An 18906-nucleotide genomic window follows, 5' to 3' on the forward strand; every position below is an offset into this window, starting at 1 on the left:
ATGTAAAGATAGCCTACGAATGGGAATCGGAATCGAGAGAATCATCTAGCAAGGCAGCCTAAATGCTTCCACACATGTTGATGATGCCTCTAAATAACACTGAATTATTACTTCGATGAAATAATATATGGAATAACCACACGTAAAATACATAACAAGCGTAGACAGAATTCTACCTTTTACAATACCAGCTATAGCAAAAGGAATTGAGCAAAAAAGTACTGGGAAATAAACCCTAGGAATTTGTTTTTTCAAATAACCAATAAAATCTGATGCAGATTCAAAAGACTTTTTTGCAACAAAAAAACCGGAAACTGACAAAAAAATCGGTACGGCAACATTCATAAGATTGCGAATAAAAAAACAAAGAAAATCAACACTTTCTGTATTCTTATAAGCAACAGACATACAATGTATGGCAACAACCATAATTATCGCCACACCCTTGAGAAAATCAAAATACGGAATTCTCATACTCAGCCAAACTTCTTTCTTATCTTTTTTACGGGAGACAAAATCAAATTACGTTCATAGCCGTTCATCGAAAAAACAAAGAACAAAGGCAAATAAACCACTAAATAAGCGGCGATTCCAATTACAAGCAACAACCAGGAATTAAGATCAAATCTTTGAAGCACATAGTAACAAAGGACAGTCATTATAACTGGCACAACAGACATTTTACCAATCTCAAACCAGAATTCCACAATATTGATTTTCTGTTTAACCTGGTAGTAGATATTCATCACGATAATTTGGCCAAGAACCAAAGCTCCGGCAATAGCACAGGCACATCCAATTCCACCATAGTATTTAGCCAAAGGAATTTGAGCCCCTAGGCTAACCAATGAAATTCCAAGATATAACAAGGATCGGAACTTCATTTGATTACGAGCTTGCAAAATCGTTATTCCTAGATTTTGAATCAAGGGTACTGTCAAAGGAACAAAGAACAGCAAGGTGATAATGTAAGCATCGGAATATCCTTCCCCTGCCCAAAGTTTAATGAATTGACGACCAAAAAGGAAAAATCCTGACAGGACCAAAGCCATCACGCAATACTGAATGCGGCCCGTTTTTATAAACAAATCGGATATGGCTTTACCATCAGTCTCTTTGACCGCCATGGCAGTCACCCTGGGCAGGAATACGCCACTGATTGCCGTGGAGAATGACATGTACATATTCTCCAATTGAATAGCCACAGCAAACACTGCGACAACTGCGGTACCGGCAAATGCACCAAGAACAAACTGACCTGTACTCCAATATATGCGATCCATGATAGCATTCATGAATATCCAAAGTGAATAAATAGAAACTTCCTTAAGGAATCCCCACTGGAACTTTCCAAATTTGATTTTTATCTTGAGAAAATGCTTGCAGTACCAGAGATTTGAGCCGAGTGTCAGGAAATTAAAAATGGTGGTGACCACAACCATGGCCACGGCCTTATAACCGTAATTGAGCAGCACAATCATTGTCGCCGTATTCAAGACAATACGGGCAATGGCGATAACCTTCTGAAAAACAAACTGCTCATAAGCCGTGATAATAGACCCAAACAAGCTAAAAGGGAATGTGACTGCCAGGTTAACAACCATCAAAGCCAGAATAATCTTCGTTCGATGCATTTCACTCATTGTCATCGAGGAATCAAAGATATTTTCGGCATTGAGATACAATACACCACCGGCACATAGCGCGACAACACCAATCAAGCAATACAAAAGGAAGAACATCCCGAACATTTTATACTGTTCTTCTTGTTTACCTTCTGCACGGTATTTGGCTGTATATCGAACAATGGCATTGCCAAAACCCAAGTCCAACACAGTCAAATAGGCAACAATGGATGCCGCAATGGAATAAAGCCCATACTCAGACTTACCCATCATGCGAAGCATGAAAGGAGTATAGAGGAGCCCCACCATATTCTGGAGGGCTAAGACTACATAAGAAAGAAGAGCGCCTATTTTAAGTTGAGATTTTGGCATTTAGGATTCCAAAGCGTTCTTTAACCAATTCAAGGAGAATTGACGCATCTCATCAAGTTTACCTGAATTATACAAATCTAGAAGAGATTCAAAACGAGCATTACCTCGACTCTTGTTATAAACGCACTTAAATTCCTTTTCAAAGATAATGGAGAAAACAGTTCCATGGAAAGAATCTGTCACTACATAGGATGCATCACGGAACATCGCCAACCATTCCTGAACAGACAACGATGCCTTATCGTCTGAAGAAAACATTCTCACAGACAGTCCTTTCTCTAATGCAATTTGTTCACACAGGCTTTGAATGTCATTAGACTTGTTCAACACATAGGCAACCAAAAAACGTTCTTTTTTTTCTGGAATTTCGGCACAAACCTTTTGATAACGCTCTTTCGTCCAAAGGAGCGTCGGATCTAAAACTGTTTGTGCAGAAACACCTAGATAATCACGACAAAGTTGGATTCCTGACATTTCACGCACACTGATTGCGCTAAAAGTTTTTGCTAAGCATGCACAATTTTGAGTTTCTTCGTCAGTCATTTCCCAGAAATCAACACCAAAAGAGGCTGCATAAGCGATTTTTTTGACATTCTGCCCCAAAGCAAACCTTCCAAAAGCGTTTTCAATGCTCCCCCATCCATATTTTGCATATTGAGGACGCCAAATTTGATCGCTTCCAAAAATAAGTGTCTCATAATCAGATTCACGAATTTCACTTAACTCAGATACGATTTGACAATCCATTCTTTTAGAAACAAAAACATTTAAAAGGGAACAAGCCTTGTTGTAATCTCGTTCTAAAAATACCGGTGCAGAACTTTTTTTTAAGATCCTTAAAGCAAACCTCTTCAAATAACGCAGGATTTGTATTGGAAATGAGGATTTTTTCAGAAAGGGATCTTTCGAAATAACTCTAACATCATGACCAAAATCACGCAGAACATTTTGAAGAACAAAAGCCTGAATGACACCTCCGTAATTTGAATGTAGAGGAAGAGTAATTATGCCTATTTTCATTTTTATTTATTTAGAATCACTTTTCGGATATTTCTATAAAGCCACTTATAAACACCAAGAATACAAAGCATCTTGTTTGTCTTTACACTCGAGCAAATATAATAAAGCTGTTTCAATTTCGCTTTCATATTCATTGAGTGAGATACGGATGGCAAGCGATAAAGGTAAACCTTATCAAGAATGCAACGAACTGCATTAGCGTTCATCGCTAAGCGTAAGTTCATAATCAAATCTTCACCATCACGAATGCCTGCAGGAAGATTAAATATGTCGCTAGAGAACAGATCCTTCCTAAACAATTTTCCCCATGGCATCCACAACACTTTTTCCATAATCATCTCTTTCGCCAAGCAAGTTCCATCAATGATTTTGTCATCACATGCAATTGGAGGTTCCTTGGGATTTTCACAATTTTCATCGCAAAAAAAAGCACTTGCCGACACTATATCGCAATTTTCCCTACACGCTGCTAAACGAGCCAACGAATCTTCTGTTAACAAATCGTCTGCGTCGACAAATGTAATCCAATCTCCACGCGAATGTTCTACCCCTAATTTTCTCGCTGCAGTAACGCCCCCATTGGAGTAATGAAAGACATGGACTCTAGAATCTTTTTCGGCAAAAGATTTACAAATATCTAAAGAGGCGTCCTGAGATCCATCGTCAATCAAGATTAATTCAAAACCATGATAACTTTGATGTAGCACGGACTCGATCGTTTGAGCGATAGTCTTTTGTGCATTGTACACAGGCACAACAATAGAAATCATACATTCCTAGCCTATTTTATGAACCATTGTTCAAAATCCATCTTTCGAGTATAATCAGAAAAACGGACCTCATTCTTTTGCCAAACCGTTCGATAAGGCAGCGTTTGATGAGCGTTATCAACAACAATCTGAACATAGAACACGCCCATAAAATATACAAGAAAAAAACAGACTATCATACGTCTGTATTTGGGAATATGTTTCGCCAGCATCGGGATATATACGATTAGAACAGGAAGCAACATATAGATCATTCGATTAGACATGGGGATAGCGGAAGAAAAACAGATTAGAGCCAATGTAAAAAAGAGGCAATTTGAATATGCTTTATGCACTGCTGAAACTTCACCAAATCGATACTTCCAATCTAACAGAAAAAGAAGCAGAATTGGAGCAAAATAACGCCAGTTATGATCTCCAGTATCCAATACCGAATTAAAATAATGGGCAACACCTAATTGATTCAAAAAACCAAGAGATGAATTATCCACATAAAAAACGAAGCTAAAACAGAACAGACATAAGCATATAATGCATTTTTTCTTCATCTTTATGTCTTTATCAAAAACAAATAGCAACGGTAAGAAAACTAACGCAGTTCTATGCATTAAGAACGTCAAAACAAATAAGATTATTGCAATTTTTTTCTCTTTTCGAATCCAAAAAGAAAAACCAATCCAAAAAAGGCCGGTTGCAAAACTTTGTCGAATGATATTCAAGGAAGTTGCAAATACGCAAGTAAAAAAATAGAGTGCAACGCTATACATTGCCATCGGGGATTCTTTGGAGACCCACTTCAAATAGAAGAACGGACTGATAGAAACCACAAAGAACGTCCAAAAAGTAGTTTCAGAAAACAGGTTGCATGTCTTAACAATAAAGACAAATAATAGATCGTAACGAAAATATTCACCAAAATCGAGCGTTCCACTATTTATCTGCGGAATCTGAGTGGAATGGTATGTATAGTAATCAGTTCCTACACAGAATCGAAACGCCGATATGAGAAAAAAAGGTAATGCAGGCCAAAACCACTCAAAGGGAACAGGCGAACCAGTCCTTTTTCTGTACGTTTTTACAAGCGCAACCAAAAACAGTGACAACAGAAGCGTTAAAAAATATACCCAAAGGCGTTCATCAAATAATCGCTGATAAAACATGATTTCTATAAACTCAAATAAAATGCCTGCATATTTTCAGCAACATTTTGCACATCATAGCCGTGGTCCAAAACAATTGCAGAAAAATCCTCACGAACGGTTTCAAATGATTTTACAACAGTTTCAGACCATTTTTCAATAGAGTCTGTCAATTTCAGGAAACTTACATTTGAAGTTAAAGCAACTTCCTCAGTAATGTTCGTTGAAAAGACACAAGGTAATCCAGAGCATTCAGCTTCAACAGCAGCAACAGGAAGTCCCTCGTACAACGAAGGCATTATATAACAGTCAGCCGCACTTAAATACCTGTAAACATCCGGTTTAACGTCTAGGAAAAAGACATCGGATTCCAGACCCAGATTATGAACTTTTTGTTTCACGAGATCCTGCAAGGGACCAATCCCTAACAGTAACAAAACTGAGTTAGGGCACTTCCTTTTTACATCAGCAAAAACATCAACAACAAAAGACTGATTTTTCTGTTCAAGGAAACGGCCTGTATGAATCAAAACCTTCTTACCATTGATTCCCAATTGCGTTCTAACATCTTCTCGATCACTGGCATTATACGCAAATTTCTTGGTGTCAATACCATTATGGATGACTTTATGCCAACCTTGCTTCAACACGTTTGCCGAAAACATCCATTCCGCTGCAACTTGCGAACATGCAAAAAAATGAGTCGCATACTTCTCAATGATCTTACGCATATAGGCATAAATCATCAATTTCACCCCCCCCTTTCCAGACACGTAGGCGCTGTGAGAATGATAAATTCTCGTTTTCACACCAGCGCGTTTTAATGCCCTTAGATAAGGAGCTCTTAAAGGTGTCGTATAGTGAATATGAACTATATCGTAATGATGTTCTTTCAAAAATTTTTCTAGTAAGACACTCTCTTCGAAAATTCGGACTAAGGTATTCTTTTTCTTCGATTCTATGAAATATTTCTTCCCTCCAAGAGAATTTACTTCATCTTCATAAAATTCATGTTCATTCCGCAACACAAGAAAATCGAACTGTACCTTAGAGCGATCGACTCTTCGATAAAGATTCATAAAGAACGATTCAATTCCAGCAGCGGACAGAACCTCAGTCACATGCAAAACTCTCAGAGGTACATTCATTTTTAAGCCTTCCTAAGACATTTCAACGAAATAATGACGCTCAAAATTCCAAAACACCTTAAACGCCCTAAATGAACCAACATTTTTCTAGAAAAAGGAATCGTTACATTCTGCATGTTAAAAAACAAATCCTTAACCCATATTTTTTTTGAAAAATCCCTGATCTGCTTCGTTTTCTCAAATAAACCCAACTTGCTATTCCGGCAAATTTGATTCTGACAAGAAACCAAATATGCGATTGCGGCAAACGAGTAGTAAGCGAACAGACTGTCCGTATTCTGAGAAGAAATCAATTCCTTTGTTTTCTCTAACGGATACTCAAATTTTTCACCAATTTTAGGATCAAATCCATGAATTGCAGATTGAGGAAGCATTCGATAATGTAACAAACACTGACGAATATAGACAGCAGATTCTACATTCGAGAATACTCTATAATTGAATTCAACATCCTCTGCAGTTCGCATCTTTTCATCAAATCGCAATTCACAAAGAATTTTTCTTGAATAAAGCTTACCCCATGCAGTAATTGTTTTCATATCGTACAAGAAAAATTCTCTTTTTCCATTTTTCTCGTACTTTAAAACGTCCCCTTTATGAGCGCAATATTGTACTTGCTCATGTTCAAATTCACGATAGTAATCAAATAATACAATGTCTGCATGGTTAGTTTCTGCTACAGAAATAGCGACTTCACAGGCATTCGATTCAAACCAGTCATCAGAATCAAGAAAAAGGACATAGTCCCCTGTAGCAATGTTCATTCCCGCGTTTCTAGCAGAAGACAGGCCTCCATTCTCCTTATGAATGACAACAATCCTTTCGTCTTCATTTCGGAGATTTTGAGCTATTTCCAACGTAGAATCTTTGGAACCATCATCAACAACTATGATTTCCAAATTTTTATACGTCTGGTTAGAAACAGACTTAACACACTGAAGCAGATACTTCTCTACATTATATGCAGGAATAATAACACTTATTTTTTTTTCATCGAAATTACTTGACATTTTTCCACACACGCGCATATTCATTAGATATGAATTGCCAGCTATAAGCATCAATGATACGGCGTGTACTAGCTTCAGCTAAAGCCTTAACTTCACCATCAGTCATCATGTCAGCTCGTTCAATAGTTGCCGCCAGGTTCCCCTTTTCCTTACTCCAATAAATAGCGGAATCCTCGCCAACTTCCTTATTGAAACCAACATCCAGAAGCAGGTTCAAGTCGGAACTTGCCAGAGCTTCCAGCAGGCTTGGGTTGGTACCTCCAACTTCGTGACCATGAAAATAGCCATATGCTTTTTCACGAATTTTCATCAAAAGTTCTTGATCATATACGGTTCCCACGAACTTGATGCGAGGGTCCTTGTCAAAACCAGTCTTCTTTTTCAATTCATTAAGAAAAGACTGATTTACGTTGGTAATCAAGGCGAAACTCTTGTCGGTCTTACTCAACATGAACTCGCGAATCATGGTTTCATAGTTATTTTCGGGAACAAATCGACCAACAACCAGATAATACTCCTTTGACTTAAGATTCTTCTCTTTAAGCCAATTCAGGAATTTTTCATCATCATCTGCCAGTTTACTACGGCGAATTTCGGCACCGTATGCAATGAACGTGGTATTCGGCTTATATTGCGCGTAAGAAGACTGAATGTAAGTTTCAATATTCTTGCTATCGCATACCAGAAGATCGGCATGCTTAACCATATGCTGTTCGGAATACTTCCAGTATTTACGAACAGGTAAGGGCCATTTTGCACGAAGCCACTCATGACCATCAGGGTTCACATAGAATACACCACCCAATTTGTGGATTTTCTTTTGAAATCCTCGAGCGAAAGGGCCAATTCTGCAAGCCAAACAGTATACAATCGGGTGCTGAATATTGTGTTTTTGAATGTACTTGATGCACTGTTTAATAGCTTCTACGTCATAATAGATAGCTTGCGCTGCACCAATATTCGGAACTTTAACGTTAAAGCAACGTGCTCCGTGATACTCAAAATCATCATTCTTATCAGATTTACAGGCGACATGATACTTAAAGCGAGCATCATCTTGATGATATTCGGTAAGCTTATCAACGAAAGTTTCATATCCACCATATGCACCAGGAATACCCTTGCTTCCTACGATAAAAATGTGCTGAACTTCGTTCACCATCTACACTCATCCCTATAGATATTCAAAATTCAATTTCCTACGCTCTACCCCCAAAGGGTATAGCCACTCCACCTTGGAGCTATTGTCGCTCCATTATAGAAAAACTACAGAAAGATATCACAAAGGTTACAGAAAAATCACATCATTGCATAGTGTTTTACACAACACTAGGGGCGTTAGTCCTACCATTTAGGTCTAGCGGAATGTATTGCGATTTTCTATGACGGTGGACGGGAACTGATGCAAGACAGACCTCTTTCCCCAAAATGGGGTTCGTCTCCGTCAAAAAACATTGCTCTTTCCGTTCTGCGGAATTCCGCTCTGACAGAAAATTTTGCGTTTTTTCCTCCAGGGAATTGCGCTCCGACGGAAGAATTCGCGCGTTCCCCTCCAGGGAATTGTGCTCTGACAAAAAATTTTGCACTTTCCGCAACACGGGATTGCGCTCTGACAGGAAAATTTGCGCGTTCCGCAACACGGGATTGAGCTCCGACGGAAAATTTTGCACTTTCCGCAACGCGGGATTGTGCTCCGACAGAAAAATTTGCGTTACCCCTCCACGGGATTCAGCTCTAACAGAAAAATTTTCACCAAGGAAGTCAGGGGAAACGGCTCTGACAAACAAATTAACTAGCATTTTTGAGCGAAAAACGCAAAAAACGCCCCGCCGTCCTACTTTTTCTGGGCGGTTTTTCCAGCCTGGATAGCTTCCTTGGCCAGCTTGTCCACCAGTTCGTTCCACTTGACGCCAGTGTGGGCGGCAACTTTTTCGAACTTTACGCGGTGCAGGAAGGGCTGGGCGGCGGTCACGTAGCGTTTGGCGATATTGCTCTTGGCGGCCCACTCGCCTTTGGCCCAGCGGGCGATGCCTTCGTAGTCGTGGCAGATGACGCCGTTCATGTTGTGGGCGTCCAGCCAGCGCATGGCCTGATAGCTGGCCATGACTTCCCCATCGATGTTTCGACTTTCGGCCTCGAAAGCCGTCAGACCGTTCCCTCTGGCGATTTCCTTGTCATCTTCTGTCACGACAAAGGCCCATCCGGAATAGGGGAACCCGGGAGAAAAGGATCCATCCACGAATACGCGGACTCCTCCGGGAACAGGGGCTTCCATGCCGGAGATCCAGGCTTCGGCTTCAGCCATGGAACCGAAGGATTTAAATAGCACCCCCTTGACTCCATGGGTCAATTTTAGACATTCGTCCCAGGTGGTTACGATTTTGCTTTCGCTAGGGGTCTTAATTGCGTAGAACTTCGGTTTTGCCATAGGCCAAATTTAATATATTTCAGCCCACTAACGCTCCGAGGACAAATTGAAACCTTCACCGTACTTTACCAATCGTTTCCGCTATTTTTTTAAGCGTTTCAGCAGCCAGGATTCCCTGTTCCGCTGGTTTTTGAAGAAGGCAGGTGAAGATTCCGGAGCTTTTAACTTCCCCGAGGCTTTGAAGAACAACCCCAAGACTTTGGTTTTTCTCCATCGCGACATGGAGCGTGTAGCCCCCTTTATGCACCAGATGCCCCAGGCATTTTTCAAGAATGTGTTGCTGGTGGCCCACGAATCCCTCCACGCCCTGGTTTCGGCCAAGCGCGCCCAGGCTATCTACTTTAGCGACCTGGAATGCCGTTTCGAGGAACCCGTTTTTATGGAAATGGAACAGAAGATCAAGGAATTTGCCCCCACGGTGGTCATCTACCTGGGCGACGCCTTCCTCCCCCGCCTCTACCTGGCCAAGGTTAGCGGAGCCGACTGCCGCATCGGTTTCTGTTCCGAAAAGGTCTACCCCTTCCTGAACTTGAGCCTGCAGCCCAGCACTTCCAGCGAGGCCGCCCTCATCGCCCAGTATTACGGGGTCAAGTAATGCAAAAAGGCTTTTCTACCATCATTACCGAAAACGGCGGTTACGCAGATCTCCATCTGCATACCAAGCTTTCGGACGGCACATTGGATGTAGAAGAGGTTTTAACCCTGAGCAAGCGCAAGGGGCTCCGTTGTATTTCTATTACCGACCACGACAACCTGGATAGCTATAACCTGGCTGCGGAACCGGCCAAGGCCATCGGCCTGGAGATTATCCCCGGTATCGAGATTTCTTCTGTCTGGCAGGGCAAGGACATCCACATTCTGGGTTATTACTGCGACCCCACCAACCTGGCCCTGAACATGGAGCTCCAGGATTTTGCCAAGCAGCGTGTTACCCGAGCCAAGGCCATTATCAAGAAGTTGAACGCCCTGGGTATCGACATCACTTTCGAGAAGGTGCTGAGCTACTGCAAGGGCAAGGTCATCGGTCGCCCCCACATCGCCATGTCCCTGGTGGCCGAAGAATATATCGGCAGTTTTTCCGAAGCCTTCACCAAGTACCTGGGAGACGGCTGCATCGCCTTTGTAGAAAAGAAAGGCCTTAACCCCCAGCAGACCATCCGCCTTATCGAAAATGCAGGCGGCATTGCGGTTCTTGCCCACCCCTACAAGTCCGGGCTCAGCGACGAGTTCATCGAACAGATGGTGGAATGGGGCGTACAGGGCATGGAAGTCTACTGCCCCGCCCAGAAGGGTGCCGTAGGCCGCAAGTATAAGGAAATGGCCCTGCGTTTCGGCCTGGTGGGTACGGGCGGAAGCGACTTCCACACCGAAGGCAGTACTTATGCCCCCAACTGCATGAAGATGCCTTACACTGTAGTCCAGGCCCTTCGTGAACGCCGCGAAAAGCTTCGCGCCGAATGGTACTAAAAGTGGGTCCCGCTTACATGTTCCGCGCCATCTTTTTCTTGTTGCTGATTGCCGTCGCTGTCTTTGCAGAACCGGTCCGTTCCCTAGGCTACACTCTTCCCACCCCCCAGGACTCCGTCTACCAGTCCCCCAACGGAATTGACCCCGCCCCCCGCGAAACCGATGCGGGCCGCTGGGTATTGCCCCTGACCGAAGTCATGCAGCGCACTTACGATATTTCTGGCCAGAAGTCCTACTGGATGTTGGGAACCTCGATCCTGGGTAGGCCCGAACTGGACCCGGACGCCATGGGCATGGGTTCTATCAGTCAGCGTTACCCCAGCATGTTGGCAGGCCTGTACACCACCCGTCTCATGTACGATGGAAGTACCCTGGGTCTCAATGGCGAGAACGGCATACTGGTAGAGGAACGTAAGGGGATCGCCGTCGACACCCCCATTACCGACTTGAACTGGGAACGCCCCGCCTTTAGCGGAAACGCCCTGCGTCTGGAATTCAAGCGCCTGGTCACCGACTCCGTCACTTTCGAGTTGGGTATCGCCAGCCACTCCGACATAGATTCCAAGGAATACAGCTATACCAACGTGACCCACTCCCCCTATTTCTCCCTGGGTCGCGACTCCAGCCAGATTCCCTTTGCAGGCCGTAACATCGCCATGAACAGCATGCATCTGCAGCCAGTGGTTACCGCCCGTTTTGGCGTGGGTAAGATTTACACCCGAATGAATTTCCTCTACCTGGAAAACGCCGACAATCCCAACCACAAGGTTCTGCTGGACTCCCTGGACAAATCCATCAGGACATTCCAGCAAAATCCTTACACTATCGATATCGAGGCCTCCACCTATGGAGCGGGAATCGAACTTTACCCCTTAAAAAATCTGACGTTCAGTGCCGACATCAATTATGGCAATCACGAAATCGAAGAGGATTCCCTGCCCCACTTTGTCAGCGGCACCAAGAAGTACCTGGATACCCTGGGTGTAGAACAGGAAGACACTCTCTATTACGATACCACCAAGTATATCAACTATGAATCGATCCTGGGCAACTTCGGTATCGCCTACCACACCTTGCTGAACCCGGCCATCAAGTTCAAGTACGAGTTCCTGAACACCGATTACCATAACGCCAACGACGACCACTACACCTATCTGCAGGACCGCGAAATGGGTTATCTGGAACTGTCGGACACCCTGTGGCGCCGTTTCTACTTCAGGACCCAGACCGGCATGCAGCGCAACAGTTCCGTAAACGACGAACAGGAATTCGCCAAGGCCTATTCCTTTGACGCTACCGCCCTGTTGCCTTTCCATTTGAAGTTGAACGCAGCCTTCCGTCACGACAACAAGTTCCCCGACGTGGGCCAGATCAAGATTAACGAAACAGGACGTCTCGCCTTCCATCGTAACGACTTGAAGTACGAAGAAAGGAACCGCACCACGGTGAACCTGGCTTACCAGAAGCGCGAAGTCTTTTACGGGCTGGGTCTGCGCAAGGAACATGTAGACGACCTGATCAAGCCCCGTTGGGTCAAGTGGGGCCATGTAGACTCCACCAACACCATCGAAGAAGCCTATACCTACACAAACATCGATCACGTTTCCAGTCTGGATTGGCTGTTGCAATTTGGCTTCCGCCTGGGCAACTGGAAGTTCTACATAGAACGAGGCCAGACTCTGGACCGTAGCACCAAGCTTATGGACACCCAGGAACTTTACTACAAGGGTAGCATCCACTGGCAGAACCGATTCGTGTTCGACCGCCTGGGTGTAAGTGTCCGTGTTGACTGGCAGTGGTTCGGCGACCATTACGACTGCACCATCGGCGAAAACGGCAACCTGGAACTGGAGCCCATGAAGAAGTATCTGGCCCTGGATTTCGAGGCCCGCATGCAGATTCTGCAGTTCGAGATTTACAGCCGAATCGAAAACTTCAACCACAGTATCTACATGCCGGAATCGGGTTACACTCCCGAAGGGCTCCGCTTCGCCTACGGTATCGTGTGGACATTTAGGAACTAACCGGATACCACCATGAAAAGATTTGCAGCCATCGTTCTTGCATGTGTCTCCATTCTTGCTACGGCCAGTTTTGCCGAAGCCCCCCGCGTGGTCCCCACCATCATCGATTCGATTCCCCACGAACAGACTCATTTTACCCAGGGTCTCTTCTTTGACGGAAACGAGCTGATCGAAACTACAGGACAATATGGGCAGTCGGGATTGTACCGTCGAACCTTGGAAGGTAAGGTACTTGATTCCACCATGCTCCAGGAACGTTACTTTGGCGAAGGTTCCATTGCCGTGGGTGACGACATCTTCTACCTGACCTGGAAATCCAAGAAGGCCTTCATCTACAACCGCAAACCTTTTTCCAAGAAAGGCGAATTCCGCATTCCCACAGAAGGATGGGGACTGACCTACTGGAAAGACGCCCTGCTCATGAGCAACGGATCCAGCCAGCTTCTGCAGTTGGCGCTGGGCGGTTTCTATGTGGTTGGAGTCATCGACGTTACCGATGACGGACACCCAATCAAGTTGCTGAACGAACTGGAAGTTGTGGGCAACACCCTCTACGCCAACATCTGGCAAACCGCGGCCATCGCCATCATCGAATTGCCCACCGGTCACGTCAAGAAGTATTTTGACTTGTCCCGCAAGGTGTACGAACTGCAAAACAGGTACCCCCATATGGACGTGCTGAACGGAATCGCCTACGACGGAAAGTACCTGTGGATTACCGGCAAGAACTGGCCTTACATCTACAAGCTTTCCGAAGAAGATTCCAAGGGTTTATAAGAGGTCGAGGAGTTAACAATGGGCGCAATCAAGGAACCGGCAAAGGTCAAGATCATCGTTGGCATCCTGGCTCAGGACGCAGCCGCCGTTGAAGCGGTCCGCGAGCCCCTCCGTCAGAAATTCGGCGAAGAAGACCTGAACCTCCCTCCCTTCCCTTTCACCTTTACCAACTATTATAAAGATGAAATCGGAACCGCCCCTGTCCGCGCCTTCTTCAGTTACGAGACTCTGGTTGACCGTACTGAAATCGTAGATATCAAGCTCTGGACCAACGAAATCGAGCTGGAAATCGCCGAAAAGAACGGCACACCGGGCCTGCGTCCCGTAAATCTGGATCCGGGCTATATGACTCTCGGGCAGTTTTTCTTGGCCACCACCAAGGACCAGCGCCAGCGCGTGTACATGCAGCGGGGCATTTTCGTGGAACCTACCCTCTATTTCCAGGACGGACACTTCCACAGCTTTGACTGGACTTACCGCGACTATCAAAGTGAGACCTATATAAAGTACCTGGAACAAGTTCGGGCTCGCCTGGCCTATCAGCACTCCACTGGACGCCCCTACCGCCTTCGTGGTGAAGTCCAACGGGCAAACAAAAAAGTTTAACCATTCAATACATTGGCAAAAAAATGCGCGCAGGAATCTTTACCATTCTTCTCCTCTGTTGTTCCAACATCTTTATGACCTTTGCCTGGTACGGCAACCTGAAGCTCAAGGAAATGCATATCAGCACCGACTGGCCCCTGATTCTCGTAATCCTTGCCAGCTGGGGTGTCGCCCTCCTGGAATACAGCTTCATGATTCCCGCCAACTCCATCGGCAGCCGCATTAACGGCGGTCCCTTCAGCCTGATGCAGCTGAAGATTATCCAGGAAGCCATTTCCCTTACCATTTTTACCGTCATTGCGGTTACCGTATTCCACACAGAAACTTTGCAGTGGAACCACATCGTGGCGTTCCTGTGTATCATCGCAGCGGTATTTTTCGCATTCTTGAAGTAGGAGCATCGGGGTGAAAAAGGCAGTCTTAATAGTCCTTCTCATTGCGGCGCTCCTCAGCCCCGCATTGGCAAAGACTGCCCCCAAAGAATCCTCCCATAAATCCACCACCCAGGTAGAATCCAAGACATCGAAGGACACCCAGAAAGAAAAGTCCAAGGAAAAGCAAAAAGACAAGCAGAAGGAAAAACAGACGGAAAAACAGACGGACAAGCAGAAAAAATCCAAGGATTCGAAGTCTACGAAGTCCTCAAAAAAATCCAGCAAGAAATCCTCGGGCAAAATCGCAAAGGACGACGAATCCCCCAGCGATTCCACAAAGAAAGTCTCTATAAAGTCAGACGATCCCAAGGCTTTCACCAAGGCTCTCCTCTACGAAAAGCAGGGCGTTGAAGTCGAATTCGTGGACGCCACCAAAAAGAGCAGGAAATCCAGGAAGAAAGGCGAAAAGAAGCCCACCAAGACCGAAACCGTCGGCGAGTATTTCGACTTTTCTACCATGCTCATCCCCATTACACACGAGGCCCGTCTCGGCTCCCCCTACGGAATCCGCGACCACCGACTCCACCGCGGCGTAGACATCCAGGTAGAAAAAGGAGAGCCCATGGTTGCCGCCTACCCCGGCGAAGTGATCGTCTCTAAATACAATCAGGGCGGCTACGGCCACTACGTCCTGGTACAGCACGAAAACGGTCTGCAGACCCTTTATGGCCACCTGGCCGAACGCACCGTCAAGGTTGGCGACCAGGTTTACCCCGGCGATATCGTTGGCCTCGCTGGCAACACCGGAAAATCTTCCGGAGCCCACCTCCACTTCGAGATCCGCTACGGCGACGTGAACATCGACCCCACTACCGTTGTAGACTTCCCCCATTGGCAACTGAAACCCGGAGTCGAGAAATACTCCAAGAAGAAGGCTATTCAAGCCCATCGTAAAATCCAGTCCAAGCTAAAAGTTGAAAATGTCTATATCGTCAAAAAAGGCGATACCGTAGCCGATGTGGCGGCGTTCTTCTACATTTCCGAAGATGCGGTTCGACGAATCAACAAGCTTGGCAAGGATCAGCCCCTAAAGGTGGGTATGAAACTTAAGGGCTGCATGTAGTCAAAGCATACTTTTTGAAGTACGTTTTTGAAGTTATCAGATGAAAAACCGCCCTTTCGAACACAAATAATCTTTTTGTAAGTTTTTAGAAAGGTCGTTTACCCCTCAGAACGGTCATTTTCCGGCAGACCTTTACACGGAGTGTTCAAAAAAGTGGATTTTTTAGTGAATTTTTGAAAAATATTTCACTTTTTGACATTAAAAATGGGTAAATTTACGTTGGATTTTTTTAAATCGCAAGTTTATTGAATTAACACAATAATTGGAGACACACATGGCAAAGAAGATGATTGCGTGTGACGGTAATGAAGCTACCGCTAACGTTGCTTTTGCAGTTAGTGAAGTTGCAGCTATCTACCCGATTACACCGTCTAGTCCTATGGCTGAACACGCCGACAACTGGAGCGCAGCTGGTAAGAAGAATATTTGGGGCCAGGTTCCCCGCGTTTTTGAAATGCAGTCCGAAGGTGGCGCTGCCGGTACCGTTCACGGTGCACTGCAGGCCGGTGCTTTGACCACCACCTTTACCGCATCCCAGGGTCTTCTGTTGATGATCCCCAACATGTACAAGATCGCCGGCGAACTGACCCCCACGGTCTTCCATGTGACTGCCCGTGCTCTCGCTATGCAGGGCCTTTCTATTTTCGGTGACCACTCCGACATCATGGCTTGCCGCCAGACCGGTTTCGCTATGCTCGGCTCATCCTCCGTTCAGGAATGCCAGGACATGGCTCTCGTGGCTCACGCTTCTACTCTCGAATCCCGCGTCCCGTTCGTTCACTTCTTCGACGGTTTCCGCACTTCTCACGAAGTGATGAAGATCGAAGCTCTCGAAGACGGCGTTATCCGTAGCGTCATCGACGAAAAGTACGTGAAGGCTTGCCGCGAACGTTGCCTCACTCCGGACCGCCCCACCATGCGCGGTACCGCTCAGAACCCGGACGTCTACTTCCAGGGCCGCGAAACCGTGAACCCCTTCTACAAGAAGGTTCCGGAAATCGTCCAGAAGTACATGGACAAGGTTGCATCCTTCACCGGTCGTCAGTATCACATTGTTGACTACGTCGGCGCACCCGATGCAGAACGCGTCATCATCTCCATGGGCTCTTCTACCTGCACCATTGGTGACACCGTTAAGTATCTCAACTCCAAGGGCGAAAAGGTCGGTCTCGTAAACGTTCGTCTGTACCGTCCGTTCCCCATGGAAGCAGTTGTTGCTGCTCTCCCCAAGACCGTCAAGAAGATCGCTGTTCTCGACCGCTGCAAGGAACCGGGTTCCGCAGGCGAGCCGCTCTTCCAGGACGCTCTTACCGCTGTTTCTGAAGCCGTCATGGCAGGCCAGATGGCTATGCCGAAGATGATCGGCGGCCGCTACGGTCTTTCCTCCAAGGAATTCACCCCGGCTATGGTCAAGGCTATCTTCGACGAACTTTCTCTCGAAGCACCGCGTGCACGCTTCACCGTTGGTATCAACGATGACGTCTGCAACACCAGCCTCCCCATCGATCCCGACTTCAAGCTGGATTCCGACTTCTTCCAGGCCATGTTCTTCGGTCTGGGCTCCGACGGTACCGTTGGCGCAAACAAGAACTCCATCAAGATTATCGGTAACGAAACCGAAAACAACGCTCAGGGTTACTTCGTATACGACTCCAAGAAGTCTGGTTCCATGACCACTTCTCACCTCCGTTTCGGTAAGAGCATCATCGACGCTCCGTACCTGATCGGTGAAAACGAAGCTGACTTCGTTGCTTGCCACCATACTCCGCACCTCGAATCCGTGGACATGCTGAAGTATGCAAAGCAGGGCGCAACCTTCCTGGTCAACACCCCGCACTCCGCAGAAACCGTCTGGGATACTTTCCCTCGTCCGGTTCAGGAAGTCATCATCAAGAAGCAGCTCAAGGTGTACGTCATCGACGCATACGCCGTTGCCGCAAAGACTGGCATGGGCCGTCGCATCAACACTGTGATGCAGACCTGCTTCTTCTCCAAGCTGGGTAACGTTCTCGATTCCGATACCGCTATCAAGTACATCAAGAAGTATGCCGAAAAGACCTACGCCAAGAAGGGTATGGAAGTGGTCCAGAAGAACTGGGACGCTATCGATGCTTCTCTGGCAAACCTCTTCGAAGTCAAGGTTCCGGCCGCTGTTACCAGCACCAAGGAATTCCGCGCTCCGATCCACGGCAACGCTCCTGCATTCGTTAACGAAGTTACCGCAGAAATCATCAAGGGCAACGGCGAAAAGCTCCCCGTTTCCAAGATGCCTTGCGACGGTGTATTCCCCACCGGCACTACCAAGTACGAAAAGCGCGACCTCGCCCTGAACATCCCGTCCTGGAATCCGGACGCTTGCGTACAGTGCGGCAAGTGCGCTATGGTCTGCCCCCACGCTGCAATCCGCGTGAAGGTTGTGGACGAATCCGCTGTTGCTAACGCACCGGAAGGCTTCAAGTTCACCGCTGCCAAGGGCTTCAAGCTCGAAGGCTCCGAAAAGCCCGTATTCGCAATCTCTGTCTCCAGCTACGACTGTACTGGTTGCGGCGTCTGTACTCAGGCTTGTATCGGTAAGGACAAGAACGAAGAAGGCAAGAAGGCTATCAACATGGTGCCGCAGGAACCCATCAAGGTTCAGGAAGGCAAGTGCTGGGACTTCTTCGTTGATCTCCCCGAATTTGACCGCACCAAGGTTAACAAGAACCTTGTCAAGCAGGCTATGCTCCTCGAACCTCTGTTCGAATTCTCCGGCTCCTGCGCAGGCTGTGGCGAAACCGCTTACGTCCGTCTCGTTTCTCAGCTCTTCGGCGACCGCATGGTTGTAGCAAACGCAACTGGTTGCTCTTCCATCTACGGTGGTAACCTCCCCACTACTCCGTGGGCAAAGAACAAGGAAGGCCGCGGTCCGGCTTGGGCAAACAGCTTGTTCGAAGACAACGCTGAATTCGGTCTCGGTATGCGTCTTGCAATCACCAAGCATGCAAACCAGGCTGTAAGCCTCCTCGAAGCTGTGAACGTTCCTG

Annotated in this window: 17 protein-coding genes; 8 read left to right on the forward strand and 9 right to left on the reverse strand. The window is 46.2% G+C overall.

From position 1 onward, the window contains the following. Positions 1–45 precede the first annotated feature (45 nt). The 9 genes from B7992_RS14860 to B7992_RS14905 form a co-directional block, all read right to left on the reverse strand. Positions 46–474 carry an acyltransferase family protein gene (locus B7992_RS14860; RefSeq protein WP_088666668.1) on the reverse strand — a complete coding sequence of 143 codons (429 nt, stop codon included), beginning with the start codon at positions 472–474 and terminating at the stop codon, positions 46–48. A gap of 2 nt (positions 475–476) precedes the next feature. Beyond that, positions 477–1997 (reverse strand): lipopolysaccharide biosynthesis protein, encoded by a 1521-nt coding sequence (locus tag B7992_RS14865; RefSeq protein ID WP_088666669.1) that lies wholly within the window; start codon positions 1995–1997, stop codon positions 477–479. Then, positions 1998–3017 (reverse strand): polysaccharide pyruvyl transferase family protein, encoded by a 1020-nt coding sequence (locus B7992_RS14870; protein WP_088666670.1) that lies wholly within the window; start codon positions 3015–3017, stop codon positions 1998–2000. A 2-nt stretch (positions 3018–3019) separates the two neighbouring features. After that, complete coding sequence (locus B7992_RS14875; RefSeq protein WP_088666671.1) at positions 3020–3787, reverse strand: glycosyltransferase family 2 protein; 768 nt, start codon at positions 3785–3787, stop codon at positions 3020–3022. Positions 3788–3798: 11 nt separating this feature from the next. Further along, positions 3799–4947 carry an EpsG family protein gene (locus B7992_RS14880; protein ID WP_088666672.1) on the reverse strand — a complete coding sequence of 383 codons (1149 nt, stop codon included), beginning with the start codon at positions 4945–4947 and terminating at the stop codon, positions 3799–3801. Positions 4948–4952: 5 nt separating this feature from the next. Then, positions 4953–6074 (reverse strand): glycosyltransferase family 1 protein, encoded by a 1122-nt coding sequence (locus B7992_RS14885; RefSeq protein ID WP_088666673.1) that lies wholly within the window; start codon positions 6072–6074, stop codon positions 4953–4955. Between the two features lie 2 nt (positions 6075–6076). Further along, a complete protein-coding gene (locus B7992_RS14890; protein ID WP_176421966.1) occupies positions 6077–7084 on the reverse strand; it encodes a glycosyltransferase family 2 protein in 1008 nt (335 codons plus the stop codon). Continuing rightward, complete coding sequence (gene cps2T / locus B7992_RS14895) at positions 7074–8246, reverse strand: beta 1-4 rhamnosyltransferase Cps2T (protein ID WP_088666675.1); 1173 nt, start codon at positions 8244–8246, stop codon at positions 7074–7076. The genes B7992_RS14890 and cps2T overlap by 11 nt, the downstream gene beginning before the upstream one ends. 672 nt (positions 8247–8918) lie before the next feature. Continuing rightward, positions 8919–9512, reverse strand: coding sequence for a viroplasmin family protein (locus tag B7992_RS14905; protein WP_073159227.1), 594 nt, complete (start codon positions 9510–9512; stop codon positions 8919–8921). A 46-nt stretch (positions 9513–9558) separates the two neighbouring features. Between B7992_RS14905 and B7992_RS14910 the strand changes: the two genes are divergently transcribed. From B7992_RS14910 to nifJ, 8 genes are all read left to right on the forward strand, one after another. Beyond that, on the forward strand, positions 9559–10107 hold the full coding sequence (locus tag B7992_RS14910) for a hypothetical protein (protein ID WP_073284340.1): 549 nt from the start codon (positions 9559–9561) through the stop codon (positions 10105–10107). After that, complete coding sequence (locus tag B7992_RS14915; protein WP_073159231.1) at positions 10107–10979, forward strand: PHP domain-containing protein; 873 nt, start codon at positions 10107–10109, stop codon at positions 10977–10979. Before B7992_RS14910 ends, B7992_RS14915 begins: the two co-directional genes overlap by 1 nt. A 2-nt stretch (positions 10980–10981) precedes the next feature. After that, positions 10982–13003 carry a hypothetical protein gene (locus B7992_RS14920; RefSeq protein WP_254917733.1) on the forward strand — a complete coding sequence of 674 codons (2022 nt, stop codon included), beginning with the start codon at positions 10982–10984 and terminating at the stop codon, positions 13001–13003. A 12-nt stretch (positions 13004–13015) separates the two neighbouring features. Then, entirely contained in the window at positions 13016–13780 is a 765-nt protein-coding gene (locus B7992_RS14925; protein ID WP_088666677.1) for a glutaminyl-peptide cyclotransferase, read from the forward strand. Between the two features lie 18 nt (positions 13781–13798). Continuing rightward, positions 13799–14386 carry a DUF4416 family protein gene (locus B7992_RS14930; protein WP_073284338.1) on the forward strand — a complete coding sequence of 196 codons (588 nt, stop codon included), beginning with the start codon at positions 13799–13801 and terminating at the stop codon, positions 14384–14386. Positions 14387–14409: 23 nt separating this feature from the next. Beyond that, positions 14410–14781, forward strand: a complete 372-nt coding sequence (locus B7992_RS14935) for a DMT family protein (protein WP_073159235.1) — start codon at positions 14410–14412, stop codon at positions 14779–14781. Positions 14782–14791: 10 nt separating this feature from the next. Continuing rightward, positions 14792–15883, forward strand: coding sequence for a peptidoglycan DD-metalloendopeptidase family protein (locus B7992_RS14940; protein ID WP_088666678.1), 1092 nt, complete (start codon positions 14792–14794; stop codon positions 15881–15883). 274 nt (positions 15884–16157) lie between these two features. Continuing rightward, positions 16158–18906 (forward strand): pyruvate:ferredoxin (flavodoxin) oxidoreductase (gene nifJ / locus B7992_RS14945; RefSeq protein WP_088666679.1); only part of this gene is annotated, 2749 nt, incomplete at its 3' end.

Source organism: Fibrobacter sp. UWH1 (assembly GCF_002210365.1).
Classification (GTDB): domain Bacteria; phylum Fibrobacterota; class Fibrobacteria; order Fibrobacterales; family Fibrobacteraceae; genus Fibrobacter.

Excerpts from the sequence above, each read along its gene's own strand:
- B7992_RS14860 (WP_088666668.1), bottom strand. The coding sequence starts at position 474 with ATGAGAATTCCGTATTTTGATTTTCTCAAGGGTGTGGCGATAATTATG.
- B7992_RS14865 (WP_088666669.1), bottom strand. The coding sequence starts at position 1,997 with ATGCCAAAATCTCAACTTAAAATAGGCGCTCTTCTTTCTTATGTAGTC.
- B7992_RS14870 (WP_088666670.1), bottom strand. The coding sequence starts at position 3,017 with ATGAAAATAGGCATAATTACTCTTCCTCTACATTCAAATTACGGAGGT.
- B7992_RS14875 (WP_088666671.1), bottom strand. The coding sequence starts at position 3,787 with ATGATTTCTATTGTTGTGCCTGTGTACAATGCACAAAAGACTATCGCT.
- B7992_RS14880 (WP_088666672.1), bottom strand. The coding sequence starts at position 4,947 with ATGTTTTATCAGCGATTATTTGATGAACGCCTTTGGGTATATTTTTTA.
- B7992_RS14885 (WP_088666673.1), bottom strand. The coding sequence starts at position 6,074 with ATGAATGTACCTCTGAGAGTTTTGCATGTGACTGAGGTTCTGTCCGCT.
- B7992_RS14890 (WP_176421966.1), bottom strand. The coding sequence starts at position 7,084 with ATGTCAAGTAATTTCGATGAAAAAAAAATAAGTGTTATTATTCCTGCA.
- cps2T (WP_088666675.1), bottom strand. The coding sequence starts at position 8,246 with ATGGTGAACGAAGTTCAGCACATTTTTATCGTAGGAAGCAAGGGTATT.
- B7992_RS14905 (WP_073159227.1), bottom strand. The coding sequence starts at position 9,512 with ATGGCAAAACCGAAGTTCTACGCAATTAAGACCCCTAGCGAAAGCAAA.
- B7992_RS14915 (WP_073159231.1), top strand. The coding sequence starts at position 10,107 with ATGCAAAAAGGCTTTTCTACCATCATTACCGAAAACGGCGGTTACGCA.
- B7992_RS14925 (WP_088666677.1), top strand. The coding sequence starts at position 13,016 with ATGAAAAGATTTGCAGCCATCGTTCTTGCATGTGTCTCCATTCTTGCT.
- B7992_RS14930 (WP_073284338.1), top strand. The coding sequence starts at position 13,799 with ATGGGCGCAATCAAGGAACCGGCAAAGGTCAAGATCATCGTTGGCATC.
- B7992_RS14935 (WP_073159235.1), top strand. The coding sequence starts at position 14,410 with ATGCGCGCAGGAATCTTTACCATTCTTCTCCTCTGTTGTTCCAACATC.